Annotated in this window: 21 protein-coding genes; 8 read left to right on the top strand and 13 right to left on the bottom strand. The window is 63.0% G+C overall.

Annotated features, from left to right (window positions below):
• Window positions 1–17: 17 nt before the first annotated feature.
• The 4 genes from AC1DMA_RS04990 to AC1DMA_RS04975 form a co-directional block, all read right to left on the bottom strand.
• Window positions 18–557, bottom strand: a complete 540-nt coding sequence (locus AC1DMA_RS04990; protein WP_478143461.1) for an SRPBCC family protein — start codon at window positions 555–557, stop codon at window positions 18–20.
• 114 nt (window positions 558–671) lie between these two features.
• Entirely contained in the window at window positions 672–1,937 is a 1,266-nt protein-coding gene (locus AC1DMA_RS04985; RefSeq protein WP_478143460.1) for an RNA polymerase sigma factor, read from the bottom strand.
• A 23-nt stretch (window positions 1,938–1,960) separates the two neighbouring features.
• Window positions 1,961–2,389, bottom strand: a complete 429-nt coding sequence (locus tag AC1DMA_RS04980; RefSeq protein WP_478143459.1) for a YciI family protein — start codon at window positions 2,387–2,389, stop codon at window positions 1,961–1,963.
• Window positions 2,390–2,563: 174 nt separating this feature from the next.
• The gene (locus AC1DMA_RS04975) at window positions 2,564–2,917 is read right to left on the bottom strand and encodes a YciI family protein (protein ID WP_478124010.1); all 354 of its coding nucleotides are present in this window, start codon (window positions 2,915–2,917) and stop codon (window positions 2,564–2,566) included.
• Window positions 2,918–3,148: 231 nt separating this feature from the next.
• Between AC1DMA_RS04975 and AC1DMA_RS04970 the strand changes: the two genes are divergently transcribed.
• The 3 genes from AC1DMA_RS04970 (at window position 3,149) to AC1DMA_RS04960 (ending at window position 5,751) form a co-directional block, all read left to right on the top strand.
• Entirely contained in the window at window positions 3,149–3,280 is a 132-nt protein-coding gene (locus AC1DMA_RS04970; protein ID WP_478143458.1) for a hypothetical protein, read from the top strand.
• 132 nt (window positions 3,281–3,412) lie between these two features.
• Entirely contained in the window at window positions 3,413–3,802 is a 390-nt protein-coding gene (locus AC1DMA_RS04965; RefSeq protein WP_478143457.1) for a hypothetical protein, read from the top strand.
• A gap of 38 nt (window positions 3,803–3,840) precedes the next feature.
• The gene (locus AC1DMA_RS04960) at window positions 3,841–5,751 is read left to right on the top strand and encodes an IPT/TIG domain-containing protein (RefSeq protein ID WP_478143456.1); all 1,911 of its coding nucleotides are present in this window, start codon (window positions 3,841–3,843) and stop codon (window positions 5,749–5,751) included.
• 75 nt (window positions 5,752–5,826) lie between these two features.
• On the opposite strand, the gene AC1DMA_RS04955 is transcribed toward AC1DMA_RS04960, so the two are convergent.
• Window positions 5,827–8,505 carry an endo-1,4-beta-xylanase gene (locus AC1DMA_RS04955; protein WP_478143455.1) on the bottom strand — a complete coding sequence of 893 codons (2,679 nt, stop codon included), beginning with the start codon at window positions 8,503–8,505 and terminating at the stop codon, window positions 5,827–5,829.
• On the opposite strand from AC1DMA_RS04955, the gene AC1DMA_RS04950 reads away from it, so the two are divergent.
• The 5 genes from AC1DMA_RS04950 to AC1DMA_RS04930 all read left to right on the top strand — a co-directional run bounded on the left by AC1DMA_RS04950 (window position 8,504) and on the right by AC1DMA_RS04930 (window position 11,279).
• A complete protein-coding gene (locus AC1DMA_RS04950; RefSeq protein ID WP_478143454.1) occupies window positions 8,504–8,701 on the top strand; it encodes a hypothetical protein in 198 nt (65 codons plus the stop codon). The two genes, AC1DMA_RS04955 and AC1DMA_RS04950, sit on opposite strands and share 2 nt — an antisense overlap.
• A gap of 55 nt (window positions 8,702–8,756) precedes the next feature.
• On the top strand, window positions 8,757–9,791 hold the full coding sequence (locus tag AC1DMA_RS04945) for a LysR family transcriptional regulator (protein ID WP_478124682.1): 1,035 nt from the start codon (window positions 8,757–8,759) through the stop codon (window positions 9,789–9,791).
• Between the two features lie 44 nt (window positions 9,792–9,835).
• A complete protein-coding gene (locus tag AC1DMA_RS04940; protein WP_478143453.1) occupies window positions 9,836–10,327 on the top strand; it encodes a GNAT family N-acetyltransferase in 492 nt (163 codons plus the stop codon).
• Window positions 10,328–10,453: 126 nt separating this feature from the next.
• The gene (locus AC1DMA_RS04935; protein WP_478143452.1) at window positions 10,454–10,759 is read left to right on the top strand and encodes a DUF7661 family protein; all 306 of its coding nucleotides are present in this window, start codon (window positions 10,454–10,456) and stop codon (window positions 10,757–10,759) included.
• Window positions 10,683–11,279, top strand: coding sequence for a hypothetical protein (locus tag AC1DMA_RS04930; RefSeq protein WP_478143980.1), 597 nt, complete (start codon window positions 10,683–10,685; stop codon window positions 11,277–11,279). Before AC1DMA_RS04935 ends, AC1DMA_RS04930 begins: the two co-directional genes overlap by 77 nt.
• Before the next feature lie 147 nt (window positions 11,280–11,426).
• Here the strand turns inward: AC1DMA_RS04930 and AC1DMA_RS04925 are convergent, their stop codons facing one another.
• From AC1DMA_RS04925 to AC1DMA_RS04890, 8 genes are all read right to left on the bottom strand, one after another.
• A complete protein-coding gene (locus tag AC1DMA_RS04925; protein WP_478143451.1) occupies window positions 11,427–11,636 on the bottom strand; it encodes a hypothetical protein in 210 nt (69 codons plus the stop codon).
• Between the two features lie 79 nt (window positions 11,637–11,715).
• Window positions 11,716–12,027, bottom strand: a complete 312-nt coding sequence (locus AC1DMA_RS04920; protein WP_478127753.1) for an NIPSNAP family protein — start codon at window positions 12,025–12,027, stop codon at window positions 11,716–11,718.
• A 1-nt stretch (window position 12,028) separates the two neighbouring features.
• Window positions 12,029–12,775, bottom strand: coding sequence for an SDR family oxidoreductase (locus AC1DMA_RS04915; protein ID WP_478143450.1), 747 nt, complete (start codon window positions 12,773–12,775; stop codon window positions 12,029–12,031).
• 10 nt (window positions 12,776–12,785) lie between these two features.
• Entirely contained in the window at window positions 12,786–13,715 is a 930-nt protein-coding gene (kce, locus tag AC1DMA_RS04910; protein ID WP_478143449.1) for a 3,5-dioxohexanoate:acetyl-CoA acetone transferase, read from the bottom strand.
• Between the two features lie 25 nt (window positions 13,716–13,740).
• Window positions 13,741–15,489: a CocE/NonD family hydrolase gene (locus tag AC1DMA_RS04905; RefSeq protein WP_478143448.1), complete on the bottom strand. Its 1,749-nt coding sequence runs from the start codon at window positions 15,487–15,489 to the stop codon at window positions 13,741–13,743.
• Window positions 15,490–15,532: 43 nt separating this feature from the next.
• Complete coding sequence (locus AC1DMA_RS04900) at window positions 15,533–16,501, bottom strand: Bug family tripartite tricarboxylate transporter substrate binding protein (RefSeq protein ID WP_478143447.1); 969 nt, start codon at window positions 16,499–16,501, stop codon at window positions 15,533–15,535.
• 104 nt (window positions 16,502–16,605) lie between these two features.
• Window positions 16,606–17,577 carry a LysR family transcriptional regulator gene (locus AC1DMA_RS04895; RefSeq protein WP_478143446.1) on the bottom strand — a complete coding sequence of 324 codons (972 nt, stop codon included), beginning with the start codon at window positions 17,575–17,577 and terminating at the stop codon, window positions 16,606–16,608.
• A gap of 145 nt (window positions 17,578–17,722) precedes the next feature.
• Window positions 17,723–19,369, bottom strand: coding sequence for an acyl-CoA synthetase (locus AC1DMA_RS04890; RefSeq protein WP_478143445.1), 1,647 nt, complete (start codon window positions 19,367–19,369; stop codon window positions 17,723–17,725).
• Window positions 19,370–19,393 lie beyond the last annotated feature (24 nt).

The raw sequence follows: 19,393 nt of genomic DNA, 5'->3' as shown, positions 1-19,393 counted from the left end.
AGTTGTGAAGATCGCGCTCAGCCGGCCTCGGCCAGGCGCTTCAGGTCGTGCAGACCGCGCTCGAAATCGCCGCCGACCATCTTGTCCATGTCGAACAGCACGTGCATGACCTTCGAGGTGTAGTGCACGGGGCCGAACATGGCCCAGGTGACGTGGGTCTCGCCGGCAGCCGGCCGCACGGTGAATTCGGCCTGGTTGTGCGCCTCGAAGGGTTCGACGAAATCGAGCTTCATCGCCACCAGTGACGGCGCGGCGGCTTCGGTGACCTCCATGCTGCCGACGCCGACCTCGCTGCTCTGCCAGGCATAGCCGGCGCCCTTGCCAGCAGCCGGTCCGGTGTAGACGCCCTGGATCGCCGGGTCCTTCTTGACGTAGGGGTTCCAGGTGTTGAAGGCGCGCATGTCGTTGATCAGCGCGAAGACCCGCTCAGGGGAAGCCTTGACACTGACGCTGCGCTCCACCCGAAACGTGTCGGGCCTTGTGGCGGCGTACACCAGCAGCACTGCAGCGCCGGCGAGGAGGACGAGCACTGTGGTCTTGAGGATCGGCAATCGCATGGCTATCTCCGGAAGTTGAGGTTGAAAGCGTTGTGGCGCTACCTTCACGACGACTGAGCCGATCCGATTTTGACAGAAAGGACAGATCTTTTTCGGATGCCGCGATCTTCGGCCTCAGTGCGCGGTGGCGCGCGACCGATCGAGAAGCAGTTGCCGTTCGCGCTGGTTGCTGGCCAACGCGCTGGCGCGGGCGAACTCGAGCCGGGCTTCATCCAGCCGGCCTAGCTTGGCGAGCAGGTCGCCGCGCACGGCACCCAGCAGGTGGTAGCGGGCGAGCGCGGGCTCCGCCGCCAGTGCGTCCACCAGCGGCAGCGCCGCTGCCGGCCCGAAGGCCATGCCGACGGCCACGGCGCGGTTGAGCTCGATTACCGGCGAAGGCCTGAGACGGCTCAGCGCGTCGTATAGCGCCACGATACGGGGCCAATCGGTGTCTTGCCCGGTCGGCGCGCGTGCATGGCAGGCGGCGATGGCCGCTTGCAGCGCATAGAAGCCGGGTTCGGCACCGAAACTAGTTGCCGCCGCCAATGCCGCCAGGCCGCGGTTGATCAGCAGGCGGTCCCAGCGGCTGCGATCCTGGTCGAGCAACAACACCGGCTGGCCCGACCCGTCCACGCGGGCGCCCAAGCGCGAAGCCTGGATTTCCATCAGCGCGACGAGGCCCAGCACTTCGCTGTTGTGCGGCATCAGACCCGCGAGCACACGGCCGAGGCGAAGGGCTTCTTCGCACAAGGTCGGGCGCATCCAGTCGTCGCCGGCGCTGGCCGCATAGCCTTCGTTGAAGATGAGATAGATCACAGCCAGGACGGCCGTCAGGCGTTCGCTCAACGCATCACCGCGTGGCACCTCGAAAGGCACTTTCGCGACGGACAGGGTGCGTTTGGCGCGCACGATGCGCTGGGCGATAGTCGCCTCTGACTGCAGGAAGGCACGAGCGATTTCGGCGGTGGTCAGGCCGGCCAGGAGCTTGAGCGTCAATGCGACCTGCGCCTCCTGGTTCAGCACGGGGTGACACGAAACGAAGATCAGGCGCAGCAGATCGTCGTCGATGTCCGTGGCGGCATCGAGCGCATCGCTGAAATCGGGGACGAGGTGGTCGCCGCGCGCGTCAGCGTCGGCGCCCAGTTCCTGCTGCTTGCGCAAATGCAAGGCGTCCTGGCGCAGCCGGTCGAGCGCCCGGTTCTTGGCGGTTGCCATCAGCCAGGCGCCCGGGTTGTCGGGCAGGCCCGATCGCGGCCAATGCTCCAGCGCAGCCACCAGCGCGTCCTGGGCCAGTTCCTCGGCCAGCGCGACATCGCGCACCACGCGCGCAACGCCGGCGACGATCTTGGCCGACTCGATACGCCAGACCGCATCGATGGCGCGGTGCAGGTCATTCGCCATGTCCGATAGTGCGGTAGCCGGACTCAGGTCGCCGACTTGCCCGCGTCAGCGCGCCAGCGCTCTTCCTGCTCGCGCAGCTCCGGCGTAAATGCCTCGCCGAAATCCGCGGCTTCGAAGACCGGCCGAATTTCGATCTCGGATTCGCCCGGCATGGGGTTGGGGCAGCGCCTGACCCATTCGATGGCCTCGTCCATCGAGCGCACCTGCCAGAGCCAGTAGCCGGCCACCAGCTCTTTGGTTTCGGTGAAGGGCCCGTCCATCACCTCGCGCGACGAGCCGGCGAACCGGACGCGAGCGCCGGCTGAACTCGGGCGCAGCCCCTCGCCAGCGAGAAGAACGCCGGCCTTGACCAGATCTTCGTTATAGCGGCCCATGTCCGCCAGCAATTGGGCGCTCGGCATGACGCCGGCTTCGGAATCCTTGGTCGCCTTGACCATGACCATGACTCGCATGATTGAATCTCCAGGTTGGGTGGTTCCATTGCAGAGGCCGCGGGTGGTGTGACTTGCAGATTCTGGCGGCCTCATACGAATACGACGAACGGCACGGCCTGAAATCGACAACGAGATTGCGATTGCCTGAAAAAAAGACCTCGGCAGCCAAGGGTGCGCGGCCGTGGGGAGGTCTCAGGTGTAGCAGGGACCCGTCTCGCGCACTTCGACTGTCGCCCACTCAGCCGCAGGGCACCGCTCAGCCCAGGCCAACGCCTGCTCCCGCGTCTGGCAGTTCAGCAGGAAAAAGCCGCCGATCATTTCCTTGGCCTCGGCGAACGGGCCGTCGATCACCTGAGCGGGGCGCGCCGCCTGAGGCTTGTGCAGGCGCGTGGCCGCTGTCCCCAGGGAACTGGTCGTCATCAGCACGCCGTCGGCCCGCAGTGTTTCGTTGAAGTCGAGCATGCGTTGGTAGACCGCGCGACCGCTTTCAAGTCCACGCTCTTCCCGCTGGCCGACCGGTTCGACAATGAGCAACATGTACGGCATGGCGTTTGTGGGTTCTGATGGTCTCGGGACGGCCGTTGGAGAGCCGCATAGGGTGCGAGGATGCTACAGCAGCCGTTCGACTGCTCCTCGGGAACTAGAGTCGGAACCCGGGCCAACAGCGGACATAGGAGACCAAGTGCCAGTACCGGAAGAGCGAATCGAATACTTCAAGGACGGTGCGGTCCGTGCGCGCGGTCAGATGCTCGATGGGTTGCTGAACGGCTATTGGGAATGGTTCCGCAGGACGGCGTTCGCATGCGCTCGGGGCACTTCGAGCTTGGGGTGCAAGTCGGAATCTGGACGACCTACGACAAGCACGGTGCGGTGTACAAGGTCACCACGATGAAGCCAAAGGTCAAGTGACGGGCCGAAGGCGCGACTTTTGGTTTGACTTTGGCGTAGGCCGTTGGTGATATTGAGATGCCTTCGCGCGAGGCGTAGAACTTTAGGCCGCTGAGCGAGGCGGGTTCCGCCAGCAGAGGGCACTGCGTGACCATGAAGAAAGCTCGAATCCTGTTTGCTCAAGCAGGCCTGGGCCTTGCGGCACTGCTTTCGACGCACGGCGCGCCTCTGTTCGCAGTCGAAGCCGAAGCCGAAGCCGAAGCCGGCAATGTCCGTGTTCGGCCGGTCGAGACAAGCCCGTTGCGACCATCTGTCGATCAAATCGACCAGTGGGGCGCCAACGATTCCGCAGGCGCCATCTACAGCCCGTTTAGCACCCCCGTCGAACCCGCTGTCGAACTGGTTTCCGCCAAATCTGGCTCCCACGCCGCTTCGGGACGGAATCCAACGGACGTTGGATCAGCGGGCCTGGTGGCGACAACTGTCGGAGCGTTCGCTGCCGTCGGTTTGTTGGCCGCGCTGGTGCGCTTCCTCGTTGCGTAGCCGACTACGGGGTTCTCATCCATACAAGGGGACATGCTGTGACCGCACACTTGCCCAGCAATTCGCTGCTGAATCCTTCGCCGCCTTGGACAGACCTGCCTTTGTGTGCCCGTCGGGCACTGGCGTGGATCGCAATCCCGCTGGCGTTCCTATTCGTCGAGCCATCAAGCGCGCAAGTTCCGGTCCTCCAGCGTGGATACGACCCGGGCGTGACGGGTGCGACTCTCTCGGAGACCGTGCTCAATACGTCGAACGTCAATTCAAGCAAGTTCGGCATGTTGTTCAAGTTGCCAGTTGACGATGTCGTCTTCGCACAACCGCTATATGTGCCGGGCATCACCATTTCCAATCGAGGGGTGCACAACGTCTTGTACGTGGCGACCATGAGCGACACGCTTTACGCGTTCGACGCGGACGTCGCCGGTGCACCGCTTTGGACAGTCAATTTTGCGAATGCCGTCGGCGCGACGCCAGTGCCGATCGCCAACTTCGCGTTTGCTGGGAACCGCAACATCACCGGCAATCTGGGCATCTTGAGCACGCCCGTCATCGATCGGCCTACCAACACGATGTACCTGATTGCGTGCACCCTGGAGGGCAACACGATGGTGTACCGACTCCACGCCGTCGACATCACGAGCGGCGCGACGCGACCAGGTTCCGGCGTGAAGATCAGCGCGACCTATGGTGGATCGACGTTCGATGGGCGTTATCAGACACAGCGGGTCTCGCTGGCGCTTTCCGGCAACCAGGTCGTTTTCGGTTTCGGCGCAGTCGAAGAGGAATATGCCGGCGGCTATGTCGGATGGATGATGGCTTACGACAAGACGACGCTGACTCAGAGCGGAGTCTTTGCGACCGTCACGACCGGCAACAGGGGCGGCGGAGTCTGGCAATCGGGGCGGCCACCGGTGGTCGACAGCGCTGGCTTCGTTTATGCCTTTGTGGGCAACGGCTACGGAAACGGTTATGACGGCGTCAATAACTTCAGCGAAAGCGTGCTGAAACTCGATCCGACAAGCGCCTTGAGGCTGGTTGACTGGTTTACCCCAGGCAATTGGGGCGTACTGGACGAGCAGGATCTGGATTTCACCAGTTCCGGTCCGCTGCTGATTCCTGGAACGGGTCTTCTTGTGGGGGGCGGTAAGACAGGCGACCTGTACGCGCTCGACACGAACAATCTTGGCAAATACAACGCAACGGACAGCCAGGTTGTCCAGAAGGAACGCATCTCCGCTTCCGAGTTCCGGGGTGGGCCCGTGTACTGGCAACGCTCGGCGGCAAACGGTGGTCCGCTTCTCTATAACTGGGGCGTGAACGACCGACTCAAGGCGTACCCTTTTGATGGACGCATGTTCGCGGCGAATCCCAGCGCGCAGGGCAGCGCCACCAACCAGATTTTCCCCGGGGGCATCCTCGCACTGTCCGCGAATGGCGACACGCCGGGCAGCGGTGTGATCTGGGCGACGACCGCCGGAGGCGGTGATGCAGAAAACAATCCTCCTGTTCCCGGTGTGCTGCATGCCTTTGACGCTGGAAATGTAGCCAACGAGTTATGGAATACGACCATGAACGCGGCTAGCGACGGCTTCGGGAACCTTGCGAAGTTCGTTCCCCCGCTCGTCGCCAATGGGAAGGTGTATCTGGCGACTTGGTCAAGCCAGGTGGCCGTCTACGGGATAAAAAGCGCGTCGCCGAGCCTCAAGAATGTCGCTCCTGGCAATGGATCAGCGGGAACGACGGTGACACTGCAGGGAACCGGATTCGCGACCGGCGCATCCGTTGCCTTTGGAGGGGTCGCCGCAACCAATGTCGTCGTCTCTAGTAGCACGAGGGTGAGTGCAGCTGTCCCGGCGCACGCGGCCGGCGACGTGGATGTCGTGGTAACCAATGCAGACGGACAGAGTGCCACGCTTCGCAGCGGGTTCACTTACAAGAAGCAGCATTGACGCCGGCGCCACCTTCGCGGGGACGGGACCCGTCGCCGGAGTGCCAGAGGGACACCACCGGCGCGAGTCAACTCGCTAAGGCACGCTTCTGCTGAATGGGAAGGCAATCGACATCGCCGGCTGCGGCGGCTCCGTCGTCGGGGGCAGGGGGGGCTCCGTCATCGTCGGCAGCGTCGCATTGCCCGGCGCGTAGGGCTCGATGTCGTAGGCGTAGAGCTTGACACTCGTCCCCTCCTTGGGACTCTCCGCCTGCATGGCGACGAACCCGCCAACGGACGCCTGCCGCTGACTGATGGCGTTCCCGGCGTCCCTGTTCGGCGTCTCGCCATCGGCCACTTCCTTCAGAACATAGCGTTGCTTGACTCCGCCCTTGTCGGTATACAGGAACATCTTCATCTCGCCGGTCTTCGGGTCGATGGGCGTGTTGAACCATACCGCCTGATCAAGCGCTCTATCAGCGATCTGCGAACCCTCTTGGCCATTCGTCTGCCGCGTGATCAGCGAATGCTTACCCGCCACGACGGTGCCATTCGCTCCGTTGCCTCTGAACACGACATGCGGGTAGGCATTGGTGCCATGGATGAAGCTCTGCATCGTGTGCCCTTCCTGAGCCGCGTACGGTCCTGCGGCAGGGCTCTTCGCCTCCTCGAAGACGAATTTGAGGTTGTCCTGAGCCAGAGCGGGTTCACTCGCGGGCGCATTCAAATTGCGCAATGGCACAAGGGTGTTGCCACGGACGATGACAGGCGTGCGCGATAGCGATTCCGGTGAAGCCGTCGTCGCGGGCTTGCTTCTGTTGGTCAAAGCAGCGGCCTGGGTCTGTCCGTTGAGAGTCGACTCCCCAGACACGACCATGTACGTCCTCCCGGGCTCCAATCTCGTGACGAGTCGCCAGGCTTTCTCCGTCCCCGCATGCTTTTGCAACCGCAATCCAAATGGGTTGGCAACCGGGTCTCGTGGTGACAGGATGAGCGTACTGTGGCCATGTTTGGGCACAGCCTTCGTTTCCGTGACGCCGGACGCTCTCGCCATGCCGTCGCTCCCATAGGAGGTCTTGTACTGTTTGAAATGGGTCACGCCGTCACTGAAGCGAACTTCCGCATAGGACAGGGGTGCTCCCAGCGCATTGGCGGCGTCCATCCATCCGACGGTCATCTTGCCAAAGGACAGTACGAACGTCGCCGTGTTCTCCACAGGGGAAGTTGCCGGTGCGGGACCCCTCGCGGTCACCGTCACATGGCAGGGGCTCCCGGGAATCACGGCGCAGTCGGGCGGGTTGAATTTCATGCTCTCAACGGCAAACCCCGCGGGCAGGGAGACGTTGCCAGCGGTGAAGACGACGTTCTTCGTTTCGACTGGCACGTTGATGTCAAGCATCGCGTGAGCGTTCTTGCCGCCCCATGTCCTGGCTTTGAAAGTTTCTCCGCCATAGCTGAAGGTCGCGGTTACCCCGTGCGCCGGCAAGCCCGCATCGATAAGGTACTGCTCCGGGTTTGTCGTGGCCCAGTACGCCTCCTTTGGTTTACCGACGGCCGACCACGGATACCCGTTGGTGTGATAGCCCGGGTCCGTCATCCCCCACCAGGTAACCCGGTGCACGCCCCCTTTGTACTCGGGGTGACTTCCTCCCGGTCCGGCGGCGTACTCCTTGAGCAGGCTGAAAAGTTTCGCGTACTGGATGCCTTGCTCCATGAACAGGGCGTCCATTTCAGGGCCATTCTGAATCCGTTCGCCTTTGTCCAGACCCAGAGCTGGCGCGAGATCCAGTTCGGTCAGATCGACATTCGCTCCGGTTTCCAGATAGGTCTTGAGGGTCCTCTCGAAGGCGTCCAGATTGAGCCTCATGTCCCAGTGCCCCTGTGTACCGATGACATCGACCAGCGGCCTGGGGTTTCCCTTGGCATCCAGAAGTATTCGGCCCTTGCGTACGGCCGATTCAGCCGCGTACCGTTCATTGAATTCCTTGACCATCGCGGCGATCGCGGTGGCCTTGGAGGCTCGCTCGTTGTCGTTGAAGTCGTTGTAGTTCAGGATCGCCGTCGTGTTTTGGCGCGCGTAGTAGAAGGCGTCATACAGGTAGTCCCAGCTTTTTCCACCTTTGGAGTAGGCCTGGGCCCATCGAGATGGCCGCTCCTCGGGGCTGTAACCGGTTCGGAGGGCGTTCCTCCAGTCGGCAGGGTTGTCCGGGTTGTCTTTGAACGCTTCGTTGACGACGTCCCAGGCGTAGACCTTGAAGGGTTCCCGATCGAAATGGCCGGCCACGGTCCGGACGTAGTACTCCAGGCTCGTCTTTGCCGTTGCGTAGTCCCAGGGAGTTTCCCATCCGCCAGTCGAGGTCAGGACATTGGCGGCGGGCCATTGGGCCGACTGGTTGTGCCAGAGCAGCACGTGCCCATTGACCTTCACGTCCCGCGAATTGGCCGCGGCGATGTCAGCGTTGATGCCCGAAGTCAAATTGGTGAGGAAATCCGGGTTTGGATTGCTGATCCCGCCGTTCCAGAATTCCGGCTTCATCGCGTTGCCGGGCGTCACCGAGTTGAAATGTTTCACGGTCATGGCGGCGACCGAGTTTTCACCCGGAACCACGTCGACGCCAAAGTTGCGTGCGCTGAGATTGGTGCTGCCGATCAGGAAGTAGTTCTTGTATACGTCTTTCAGCGCCGGCCAATCGGCAGGGTTGGCAGGCCGATCAGCTGCCAAGGCGCCATTCGCAATCAGAAGTCCGATTGGCAGAGCAATCAAGATGCTCTTCATGCCAAGTCTGCTGACATGGCCCAATCCTTTCAATGATTCCGAAGCGGAAGCGGGGCGGGCCAATGCGGCCGGCAGCGCAGTCGCCAAGCCTAATGATCTGATTTTCATGATGTCTCCGGAATGGAAATATGCAGGGTGCAGCGACCTTGGCGCGACGCGCCGGCTCTCTGCGGAGCCGTACTTGATGGACCCGTAGGCTAGGTGACGGCCCCCTGCCGGTCCACTGACTTTTTCGCTAGCATCCATTCCAAATGCTGATGACTTCAGGCAAAACCTCGGGGAGATCCCTCATCCTGGCGCAGGTCTCGCGCCTGCGTTTCCGGCATCTGCAGTTCCTCGACATCCTGGGAAAGACGCGCAATTTGCGCCTGACTGCCGAGCAGATGTACATCACGCAGCCGGCAGCCACCAAGGTGTTGATGGACATCGAGGAAATGCTGGAAGCGCGCTTGTTCGATCGCCTGCCGCGCGGCATGCAACCGAATGAGCTGGGACTCTTCACCTTGCGTTATGCGCACTCGGCACTGGACGGCCACCGCAAGTTCCTGGACGAGTTCAGCACCTTGAAACAGGGTGGGCACGGCCATTTGTCGATCGGCGCCATCTCGGGTGCGGCGGCCCATCTGCTGATTGCCGCGGTGGCCGAGCTACAGCGCCTGCGGCCGCTGCTGGTGGTGAAGGTGCTGGAACAGAGCAGCGACCAGCTGATCGTGTGGCTGGCCGAGCGCAAGATCGATGTGATGATCGGCCGTTTCATCGACGAATCTCAGCGCGACCAGTTCCACTACGAAAACCTGAGCGGTGAAAGATTGCAGGTCACCGCAGGCGTGCACCATCCGCTGTGCGGACAGCATGCCCCCGGGCTGAGGGAACTGTCGAACTGGCCGTGGATTCTTTATCCGACATCCACTGCGCTGCGCAAGGTGTCGGATGACATCTTCAGTGGCACAGGCCTGTCGCTCACCTCGGGCATCATCGAGACGCCGTCGTTTCTGTTCGCGCTGGAGCTGATGCAGAGCACGACCATGCTGTCGCTGCAACCTGCCGCGCTGGTGGACAAGTATGTACGGCGCGGGCTGCTGACGCGCATCGCGGTCGAGCTCCCCAACCGCATGCCCGACTTCGGCCTGATTACGCCGCAAGGCGAGCCCCCCAGCACGGCTGTGCTGGCGTTCATGGACGTGATCCGCAACATGGCTGACCACAAGGCTGAAGCGGCACTGGCAGACAGAGCGACGCCCGGTGCCAGGTCTGAGCCACGGGGTCGCGCGTCTTCTCGCTGTTGACGAGACGGTCGAGGCCCAGCGGGTTGCTCAATGAACGCTTGCCCATGAACATCCAGGAAGCTCTGCTCTCCGACGCGCCAATGATTGCGTCCGTCCTGCGAGAGGCAGCCGAGTGGCTCGCCGGCGACGGTAGAGCTCTTTGGTCAGCAGGCGAAGTTGGTCAAGAACGCGTTTTTCGGGACGTGAGCAAAGGGCTCTTTCATGTTGCCCGTCAAGGCGACAGCTTGGCTGGTGTCATGAAGTTCGAGTTGGAGGATGCCTATTTTTGGCCCGAGGTCCTTCCGGGCACGTCGGCCTTCGTTCACAAGCTCGCCATACGCCGAGCGTGGGCGAAAAGGGGCGTCTCGACCGAGCTGCTGTCCTATGCCCGATCTCGAACCCGGGAGCTCGGACGTGCCCACCTACGCCTGGATTGCGTCGCGGACCGCAAAGGGCTGCGAGACCTTTACGAAGGCTTCGGCTTCGCACTGCACAGCGTCGTCGAGATAGGAGCCTCCTCGTATGCGCGATATGAGCTCTCAACGGCAACGCCATAGAGGCGCGAGAAGGTGCCCACCGGCTGCAGTCGGCCAAGACCGGAAGTTCCTCATGCCCCTTCAGTTTTTCCAGACAGCGCCCCGTGGGGCGCCGCCCGCTCGGGCTACAGACCGCCGGGAGTCGAGATGACTCAGTACGTGTTCACTGTTTTCGGCCGAATCTTGGCCATCGAAAGAGTTGAAGGCCGCTGGAACAACTACTGGACGGGGATAGACGGGAAACGACGGAAGGCGGAGCTCGCGATTCCGTCTGACGTCGCCCATGAAGAACTCTCGCAGTACCTGTATGACATCTACCACGAGAGCGCGACGCCGACGAATGGCGATGTCTTCGAAGTCGTTTCCAAGCAGGTCCATGCTACGGCCAGCCATCCACATGGCGGACCGCGGCACGGTGCCGACCGGCTACAGTCGGCCAGGCACGGACATTAGCCTCAGCAACGAAACCAACCGCCGCCCTCTGATGCAAGGTCACGCCAGCGCCACAAACGCCACCTTTGAGCAACTAGCCAACGCTGAGTGGTTCTCGGCCGTCGGCAGCCCGGCCAGCGATAACGTCTCGACAGTGTCCAGTTGGGCCGAAGCCATCGAGCAATGTGCATCCACTAAATGGGAAAACCTGTGCTTGAATGCGGCGAACCAGCTGCGCTCACGCGTTGCTGAAGCCGCGCCCGAAAGGCTGCAGCAGTGGAACCCCATCGTGGAGCGAATGAAGGCGGTCTCGGTCCCGCTGGTGCGAGCGAAGGTGGCGCAGGTGGTCTCTGAGCATGCACTGCCGAAAGTCTTTGAGGAGACGGTGCAATGGGACGTGCTGCACCTGCTCATGGAGGCGGAGTACTCCGACACCGTTGCCCCTTCGTTCTACGCCGCGCAGGCATTTTGGTATGTCAACGGCCGATTTCCTTGTGGGTGGGCCGGAGCATTTCCGGCAGGCCGCTTGGTCATCTTCTGAGCGTTTTTGCCCCGCTCTCAATGACCGCTTCAGAGCAAGTCGAAAGTCCGGAGAGGGCCCAAACCGGGCTTACAGCAGCCGGCAATGGAGCCCAGAAGCGGCCGTTGGGAGCTCACTGCACCTGCGCCGGCGGAACTTTGAAACCCGTCAGGGACCGCGATAGTCGGGCTGATCGGGCACGTGCGGGAAGGGCTTGTCATAGGGCCGATTGGCGTGGCCGAGCGCGAGATAGAGCACGCCGCCGTCGCCGGCCGGGCGGCGATAGAGCATCGGGCGATCGGCTTCCTCGAACTGGATGCCGCCGAACGCTTCGCCGCCCCAGCGCGTGTGGAGCAGCAGCGAGCCGCAGCCGCGCAAAATCGAAGTCGTGGTTGCGGTGGGGGCTGCCGCACACCAGCGCGGCGACGAGGGGGCGCCGCATCGCGTCCTGCATCGGCTAGGCCTCGATGAAAGGAGCCGGCATCAGAAGTCTGCTCTCCTGCCGGATGAATAGAGGAGCGACCTCCGCGACATACGCTTGCCACGCAGGGAGGTTGGCGAGCGCGGCGCGCCGACGCATCCGGTCCTCGAACGAACTGAATCCCCAAATGAAGATCACTTGGTTGAGGTCCCCGACTTCGGTCGTGTAGCACCCGGCCAAGTGCCCGAGCACGTCACACTGAAGCGACTTGCCTTTCTCTGCGTAGATGGCGAGGTAGTCCTTCAGGCGTGAGGGCGGCAACTGGTAGGTCCGCATCTCGAAGAGCATCTTATCTTCCGCCCGAAATGTCGATGACAGCACCATGTACGTACGACGAGCGTTCCGACACTAGCCAGAGCACAGCGTCAGCGACTTCGGCCGCAGTGCCCGGACGCCGCATCGGGATCGTCGGCGCAATGCTTTCGATGAGCTTTGCGCCTCCGAACTCATTGTGCATTTCGGTGACGATGACACCGGGTCGAAGGCTGTTCACCCGAACGCCGAGCGGCCCGAGCTCCTTGGCGAGCGCGATGGTCATGCCGTCCAACGCGGCTTTCGTGGACGCATAGTGCACAAGCTCGGGCATGCCGCCATGACGTGCCGCGGCCGACGAGACGTTCACGATCGAGCCGCCTTCGCCGCCGCTGGTGCGGCTCATGCGCCTGACAGCTTCGCGGGAACAGTAAAACGCGGAAAACACATTCGTCTCGAAGATCCGCCGCAGCCTGTCCTCGTCGATTTCGGTGATCGGGCACCGGCTACCGGAGATGCCGGCGTTGTTCACCAGCGCGGAGACAGGGCCCAATTCCTGGTCGACTTCGGTGAAGAGCTTCGCGGCTCCCGCGCTGGTCGACACATCAGCGCAGATGGCCACGGCCCTGCCTCCTTGACGAGCGATATCTCGCACGAGCGCTTCCGCGGCATCGCGATCACTCCGGTAGTTCACTGCGACGCCGTAACCCTCCTTCGCACCAAGGAGCGCAATCGCGGCACCAATACCCCGGCTAGCGCCGGTCACAACAAGCACTTTCGACACGTTCGTTCCTTCAGAAGTTGACGCCTGTGGCGCCCTTTAGCTGCAGGCGCTCGCGCGCCTCCTCGGCAGACGCGATCTCCAGCCCCAATCCTTCAATCAGCTTTCGCACGGCCCGGACCTGGTCCGCATTCGACTCAGCCAGCTTGCCGGGGCGGAGCCAAATGGAGTCTTCCAGTCCGACGCGCACGTTTCCGCCCATCGTTGCCGCCTGCGTCGCCACTCGCAGCTGCGCGGCGCCTGCCCCGATCACTGACCAGTGGTACTGGTCCCCGAACAGCCGGTCGGCCGTCCGCTTCATGTGCACCACATCCTCCGGATGCGTTCCCGCTCCTCCGAGGATGCCGAGGACAGACTGGATGAAGAGAGGAGCCTTCAACATTCCGCGGTCCAGGAAATGCCGCAGGTTGTAGAGGTGCGCAGTGTCGTAGCACTCGAACTCGAAGCGGGTGCCCGTCTCGTACCCGACCCGCAAGACGTGTTCGATGTCTTTGAAAGTGTTCCTGAACACGAGGTCGCGGGTGCTCTTCAGGAACGGAGCCTCCCAATCGAACTTGAAATTGCTGAAGCGCTCCAGCATGGGGTACATGCCGAAGTTCATCGATCCCATGTTGAGCGAGGCGACTTCCGGCTTGAAGGCGATCACAGGTTGAATGCGCTCGCTTACCGTCATGCCGGGCGCACCGCCCGTGGTGATGTTGATCACCGCATCGCATCGCTCCTTGATCTTCGGCAAGAACTTGCCGAATGCTTCCGGCGACTGGTCCGGGCGCCCGGTGACGGGGTCTCGCGCGTGCAAGTGGATGATGGCGGCGCCAGCCTCGGCCGCACCCACGGCTGCGTCGGCAATCTCTTGGGGGGTGATCGGCAGGTGGGGCGTCATCGAGGGCGTATGGACACTGCCGGTCACGGCGCAGCTGATGATCACTCGGTGTTGCTTCACGAAAATGGTCTCCTGGAGGGATGAATCACGCTCGGGGCGGGATCACGGGAAGAAGGATGGAAGACGGATGCGCCGGACCGGTATGGATCGTGACCCGCCCACCGAACACCGACCGCGGACGGTCCCGCTCGTCGTCATGAACGAACGCCCCACAGCCTCGCATCTCGTGTGTGGGGTGCAACGCCATCACGGGTGGGCCGGCGTATTCGAAGTCCTTGCCACGGATGCTCAGGGCCAGTCGGTAGCCAGGCGGCACCACGATGCTCGTCGGCCAGATCTCCACGTCGACTGGATAGACCTCGCCGGGCACGAGCGGGATGATCTCGTCGTGCGCATGCCAGGGCCGCCAGGGCTTCGAGCGCCCTGCGTCCAGCTTCCGGTGCGATGCACGCAGCCACCCTTGCGCGATCGGCGTGTTCGGGTCGTTGGCGCCTTGGAAGGTGACTTCCTTCATGTCGGGCGTGAACAGGCGAACGGTAAGAAAGAGATCCGCGTCGGTGGTCTCGGAAGAAACGTAGAGACGGGCTGCCAAGGGCCCCGTCACCTCGAGTTCGCTGCTCGAGGGCGGCAGCATGAACACCAGGCCCGGCCCGAGGGCCTCGTAGGTGACCGATGCGTTGTCCACCGGGACGGAACTGTCGAGGCCCGCATGCCCTGGCTCCAGGTAGTAATGGGTCCAGCGCGTGTCCGGAATGGGCCATGCCTGCTCCTTGCGCGCAACGAACCTGTCCACGTGCCGGATCTGCAGGTTCACCGGAGGTTCGGCGTCCCAGCCGTTGTTCGCGCCCTTCAGGAAGTGATCGAAAAACCTTTTCTGCAGGGCGACCGAACTGGCGATGTAGAACGAAGACCAGTGGTCGCCGCCATGCATCTCGAGCCACTTCTGTTTGGAACTCGCCTCCATGAACCCTTCGGTGTTGCCCCGCAGATGCAGGCCGAGCCCGCCCCAATTGCCCGCCGAGAGAAGCGGCACGTCGATGGCGTCCCATCGTGCCGCCCGAGCCTCGAAATACGGGTCCGGGAGGGGCCGGCTCGTCAGCTCGTGTTCAAGGTCCACCCGGTTGGACCGGAGAGCCTCGTCACCCAGGGTCTCAGGGCCCGCAACCAGCTCACCCGTCACGCGGCTGCGCGCACCGCGGTCACCAGCGCCGTGCTGGACGGTCACGACTTGGGGTCCGAACCAGGCCTTCCACAACGACGTGCAAGGGATGCCACCATGGCGCACGGCGTCCCGATAGATGTCGGCGGCGCCTTCCCAGACACAGATCGCCGACAGCGCCGGAGGACGGCGCGATGCAGTAAACCACTGGTTTATGCCGTAGTAGGAAATCCCGTTCATGCCGACTTTGCCGTTGCTCCACGGCTGTGCTGCGGCCCAGGCAATCGCCTCGCAGATGTCGCTGATCTCTCGCTCCGACCAGGGATCCAGCAGTCCGGGCGAGCGGCCGGCGCCTCGGCTGTCGACGCGGATGCACACATAACCATCGCACACCCATTTCTCAGGATCCACCGTTTCCCAGTTCTGGTAGCGACCGCTGGATCCCTCCGCCACATCGGGATGGCTGCGGATCATGCCTTCCCAAGCAGCCGGATAGCCCTCCTGGAAGGCCAATCCCTTGCCGTAGGGGCCATAGCTGAGGATCACGGGGTAGCGCCCCTTCTCCACCGGACGAAACACGTCGGCACGCAGAATCGTTCCGTCATCCATCGTGATGGGGACGTCCCAGTCCACAACGACGGCGTCAGCGATCGCGGCAACTTCAGACTCGTTCATTGGTTTCATTGCGTTGTCCCTTTGGCTTGTCATGTCGCGACTTTCAAATCTGGACGTTCAACGACTTGATAAGCGGCCGCCACTGCGCCTCGTCCGCTGCAACCTGGCGCGCAAATTCCTGCGGCGTGCTCGGGGTCGGTTCTATGCCCCTCGCAAGCAACTTCGAACGCACGTCCGCGCCGCGGAGATAGTCGCTCGCGTACAGCGCCCACTGATCCAGCACCGGACGAGGCGTCCCTTTCGGCGCAAACAACCCGAGCCACACTCCGAGTACCAACTTGAGGCCAGTCTCGGTCAATGTCGGGACATCAGGCAATTGGGACAGGCGTTCGTTGGATGCCACTGCGAGCGGTCGGACCTTTCCGGCCTTGATGAGGCCGCCGGATGACGCCACACTGTCGGCGAGGAAGTCGATCTCTCCGGCGACCAGCGCCTGCACGGCCTGCGGCGTTCCCTTGTATGCGACAGGCGTCGCTGTCGCGCCAACGGTCCGCAGGTAGAGTTCGCCAATGAGGTGCGACATCGAGCCAGGACCGATCGTGCCGTAATTCAACTTGCCCGGATTGGCCTTGAGCGCCTCGGCAAGCTCCTGCGCGGTGCGGTACTTGGAATCGGCCGGCACGATCAGCACCCCGTCCATCCGCCCAATGCCTGTGACTGGCTCGAAGTCGGTTGTGCCGCTGTAGGGGGACTTCATGGTGACGGCGGGTCCTGTCACGATCGAGGTCGTGGAGCCGTACAGCAGCGTGTAACCGTCCGGTGCGGCACGCTGGGCGAGTTGCGTGCCGATGGTGCCGCTTGCGCCGGGGCGATAGTCAATGACGAGCGGCTGACCCGTGGCCTTTTGCATCGAGCTGCCAATTTCTCGCACTTCCGCATCGCCCGGCGATCCGGCTGGGAACGGAAAGATGAGCGTTACCGGGCGGCGTGGATAGTCGTTGCTACCCTGCGCATGCAGTTGGGTTCCCAGCATCGACGCGATCGACCCGGCGATCATGTTTCGCCTGTTCATACGACTGTCTCCTCTAGTAGTAATGTGACTCGAGGAGAGGTTAGCAACCGGGGCGATAGCGGCGGAAATGCTTTCTCGGCATGGAGCCCATGCCGAAGCGGGTGTCACGTCAAAGGCGGCGGACCGCGCCCGTCCTCTGACGGCATGAACCCCTTCAGCCTGGCAAGTGGCCAGCGACCGGTGGACATCTGCTCGTGTGCAACTTGACGAAGCATGAGTTGCATGCGCTGGCCTGCAACGGACAATCCCTGTTCGCGACCTTTGATCAAGAGCCAGGAGATCACCACGCCCTCGATGGGTGCCATGGAGATGGCGCCCCGCTCGAGCAAGTCGCTCCCGGAACACAGGGGCAGGGTTGTGAAGCCCAACCCTGATTCCACGGCCTTCAGCACCAGTTGTCGAGTGTTGACCTCCATCGCGACGTTGAGGCGCAAATTGCGCTCGGCCATCGCACGTTCAACGATCATGCGTCCCACATTGGGGCGGCTCATCGCGACCATCGGCCGATTGACGAGATCTTCCAGGGTCAATGGCTTGTCCATGGCAAGACCTGATTCGGGTGGGCCGAGCAGACACATCGGCTCTTCGATGAACGGGTAGGCCTCGAGACTGGCGAGCGGTTCGCGGGAGGAGACCACCGCCATGTCGGCCTTGCCCTGTGCAACCATCGACCACGCGTCGAGGACTCCGCTTGAACCTTCGAACACCCTCAGCAAGACATTGGGGTAGGTGGTCCTGAACCGCTGTATGACCGGAAATGCGAGCAGCTCCGACATGGACGGAGGCAACGCGATCGTTAGCACACCGCTAGGATCGCCAGACCGATCTCGAACCTCCGAGCGCACCCGATCGAAGTGCCGCAGCAGTTCGACGGCGCTCTCGCGAAGGCATTCGCCGGCCTCCGTGAGCGTGATGCCGCGTTCGGAACGGTGCAACAGAGTCGCGTCGAGGTCTTCTTCGAGCGAGCGCATCTGGCGCGACAGCGCCGGCTGGGCGATGTGCAGGACCTCCGCCGCGCGCGTCACGCTGCCGAGTTCGGCGATTTGGAGAAAGTAGCGCAGCTGCCTAACGTTCATGGCTTCCCAAAAGCCGTGCCTCGGTGGCGCCGAAGTGGCGACATTGCGCTCCGATGGCGCGACCTGAGACGGGGCCAGCAGCAGTCTACTCTGCAGCAGCTATGGCGTACCGGGGTAGGCGCCACCGTCGACTGACGTTACAGGCTCAGATGTCGATTGCCGCAGCCGAACCGGCCCGCTTGCGCAGCTCGAACTTCTGGATCTTGCCGGTCGAGGTCTTGGGCAGCTCGCCGAACACCACCGCCCTGGGCACCTTGAAGCCCGCCAGGTGCTTCTTGCAATGCGCCACGATATCGGCCGCCGTCACCTGGGCACCGCCCTTCAGTTCAACAAAGGCGCAGGGGGTTTCGCCCCACTTGGCGTCCGGCTTGCCGACAACGGCGGCGGCCAGTACGTCCTGGTGGCGGTACAGCACGTCCTCCACCTCGATGGAGGAGATGTTTTCGCCGCCCGAGATGATCACGTCTTTGCTGCGGTCCTTGATCTTGATGTAGCCGTCCGGATACTGCACGGCCAGGTCGCCCGTGTGGTACCAACCGCCGGCAAACGTTTCAGCCGTGGCCCGTTGGTTCTTCAGGTAGCCCTTCATGGTGATGTTGCCCTGGAACATGATTTCGCCCATGGTCTCGCCATCCATCGGCACCGGCTTCATGGTCTGCGGGTCCAGCACGCGGGCCGAGCGCTGCAGGTGGTAGCGCACGCCCTGGCGGGCGTTCAGGCGCGCGCGTTCGCCAATGTCCAGCGCGTCCCAGGCCGCGTGCTTGGCGCAGACAGTGGCCGGTCCATAGACCTCGGTGAGCCCGTACACGTGGGTCAGGTCGAAGCCCAGCCGCTCCATGCCTTCGATCATCGAAGCAGGCGGCGCCGCGCCGGCGACCATGGCCTTCACGCCCTGAGGCAGGCCCTTCTTCATCTCGTCAGGCGCATTCACCAGCATGCCGTGCACGATCGGCGCGCCGCAGTAATGGGTCACGCCATGGCGCTTGATCGCGTCGATGATCGCGCCGGCCTCCACCTTGCGCAGGCAGACGTTGACGCCCGCGCGCGCGGCGATGGTCCACGGAAAGCACCAGCCGTTGCAATGGAACATAGGCAGCGTCCACAGGTACACCGCATGCTTTGGAAGGTCCCACTCCAGGATGTTGCTGATGGCGTTGATGGCCGCGCCGCGGTGGTGGTAGACCACGCCCTTGGGATTGCCCGTGGTGCCGCTGGTGTAGTTCAGCGCGATGGCGTCCCACTCGTCTCCGGGCAGCTGCCAGGCGAACTGCGGGTCGCCCTGCGCCACGAACGCCTCATAACTGGTGCTGCCGATGCGCTCCGCCGCGCCCGTGAAGAGCGTGTCTTCCGCATCGACCACCAGCAGCGGCCGCTGTTCCTTGCGCAGCGCCAGCGCCTTCTTCACCACGCCCGCGAACTCGGCATCGACGATCAGCGCCTTGGCCTCGCCGTGGTCCAGCATGAAGGCGACGGTCTCCGCATCCAGCCGCGTGTTCAGCGCATTGAGCACCGCGCCTGCCATCGGGATGCCGAAGTGCGCCTCGACCATGGGCGGCGTATTGGGCAGCATCACGGCCACGGTGTCGCCCTTGCCAATGCCGCTATTGGCCAGCTTACCGGCCAGCTGGCGGCAGCGTGTGTATAGCTCGCTCCATGTGCGCCGCAAGTCGCCATGGATGACCGCGGGCCGGTCCGGGTACACCTCGGCTGCCCGTTCAATGAACGACAGCGGCGACAACGGCGCGTGATTGGCTTCGTTGCGCGGCAGGTCCTGGTCGAAGATGCTGGTCATGTCTTGTCTCCTAGTGCGATCCGG

This window comes from Variovorax sp. 05N34, from assembly GCF_056397405.1.
The sequence above is the reverse complement of the archived record's forward strand: the minus strand, read 5'-3'. Positions and strand labels throughout refer to the sequence as shown.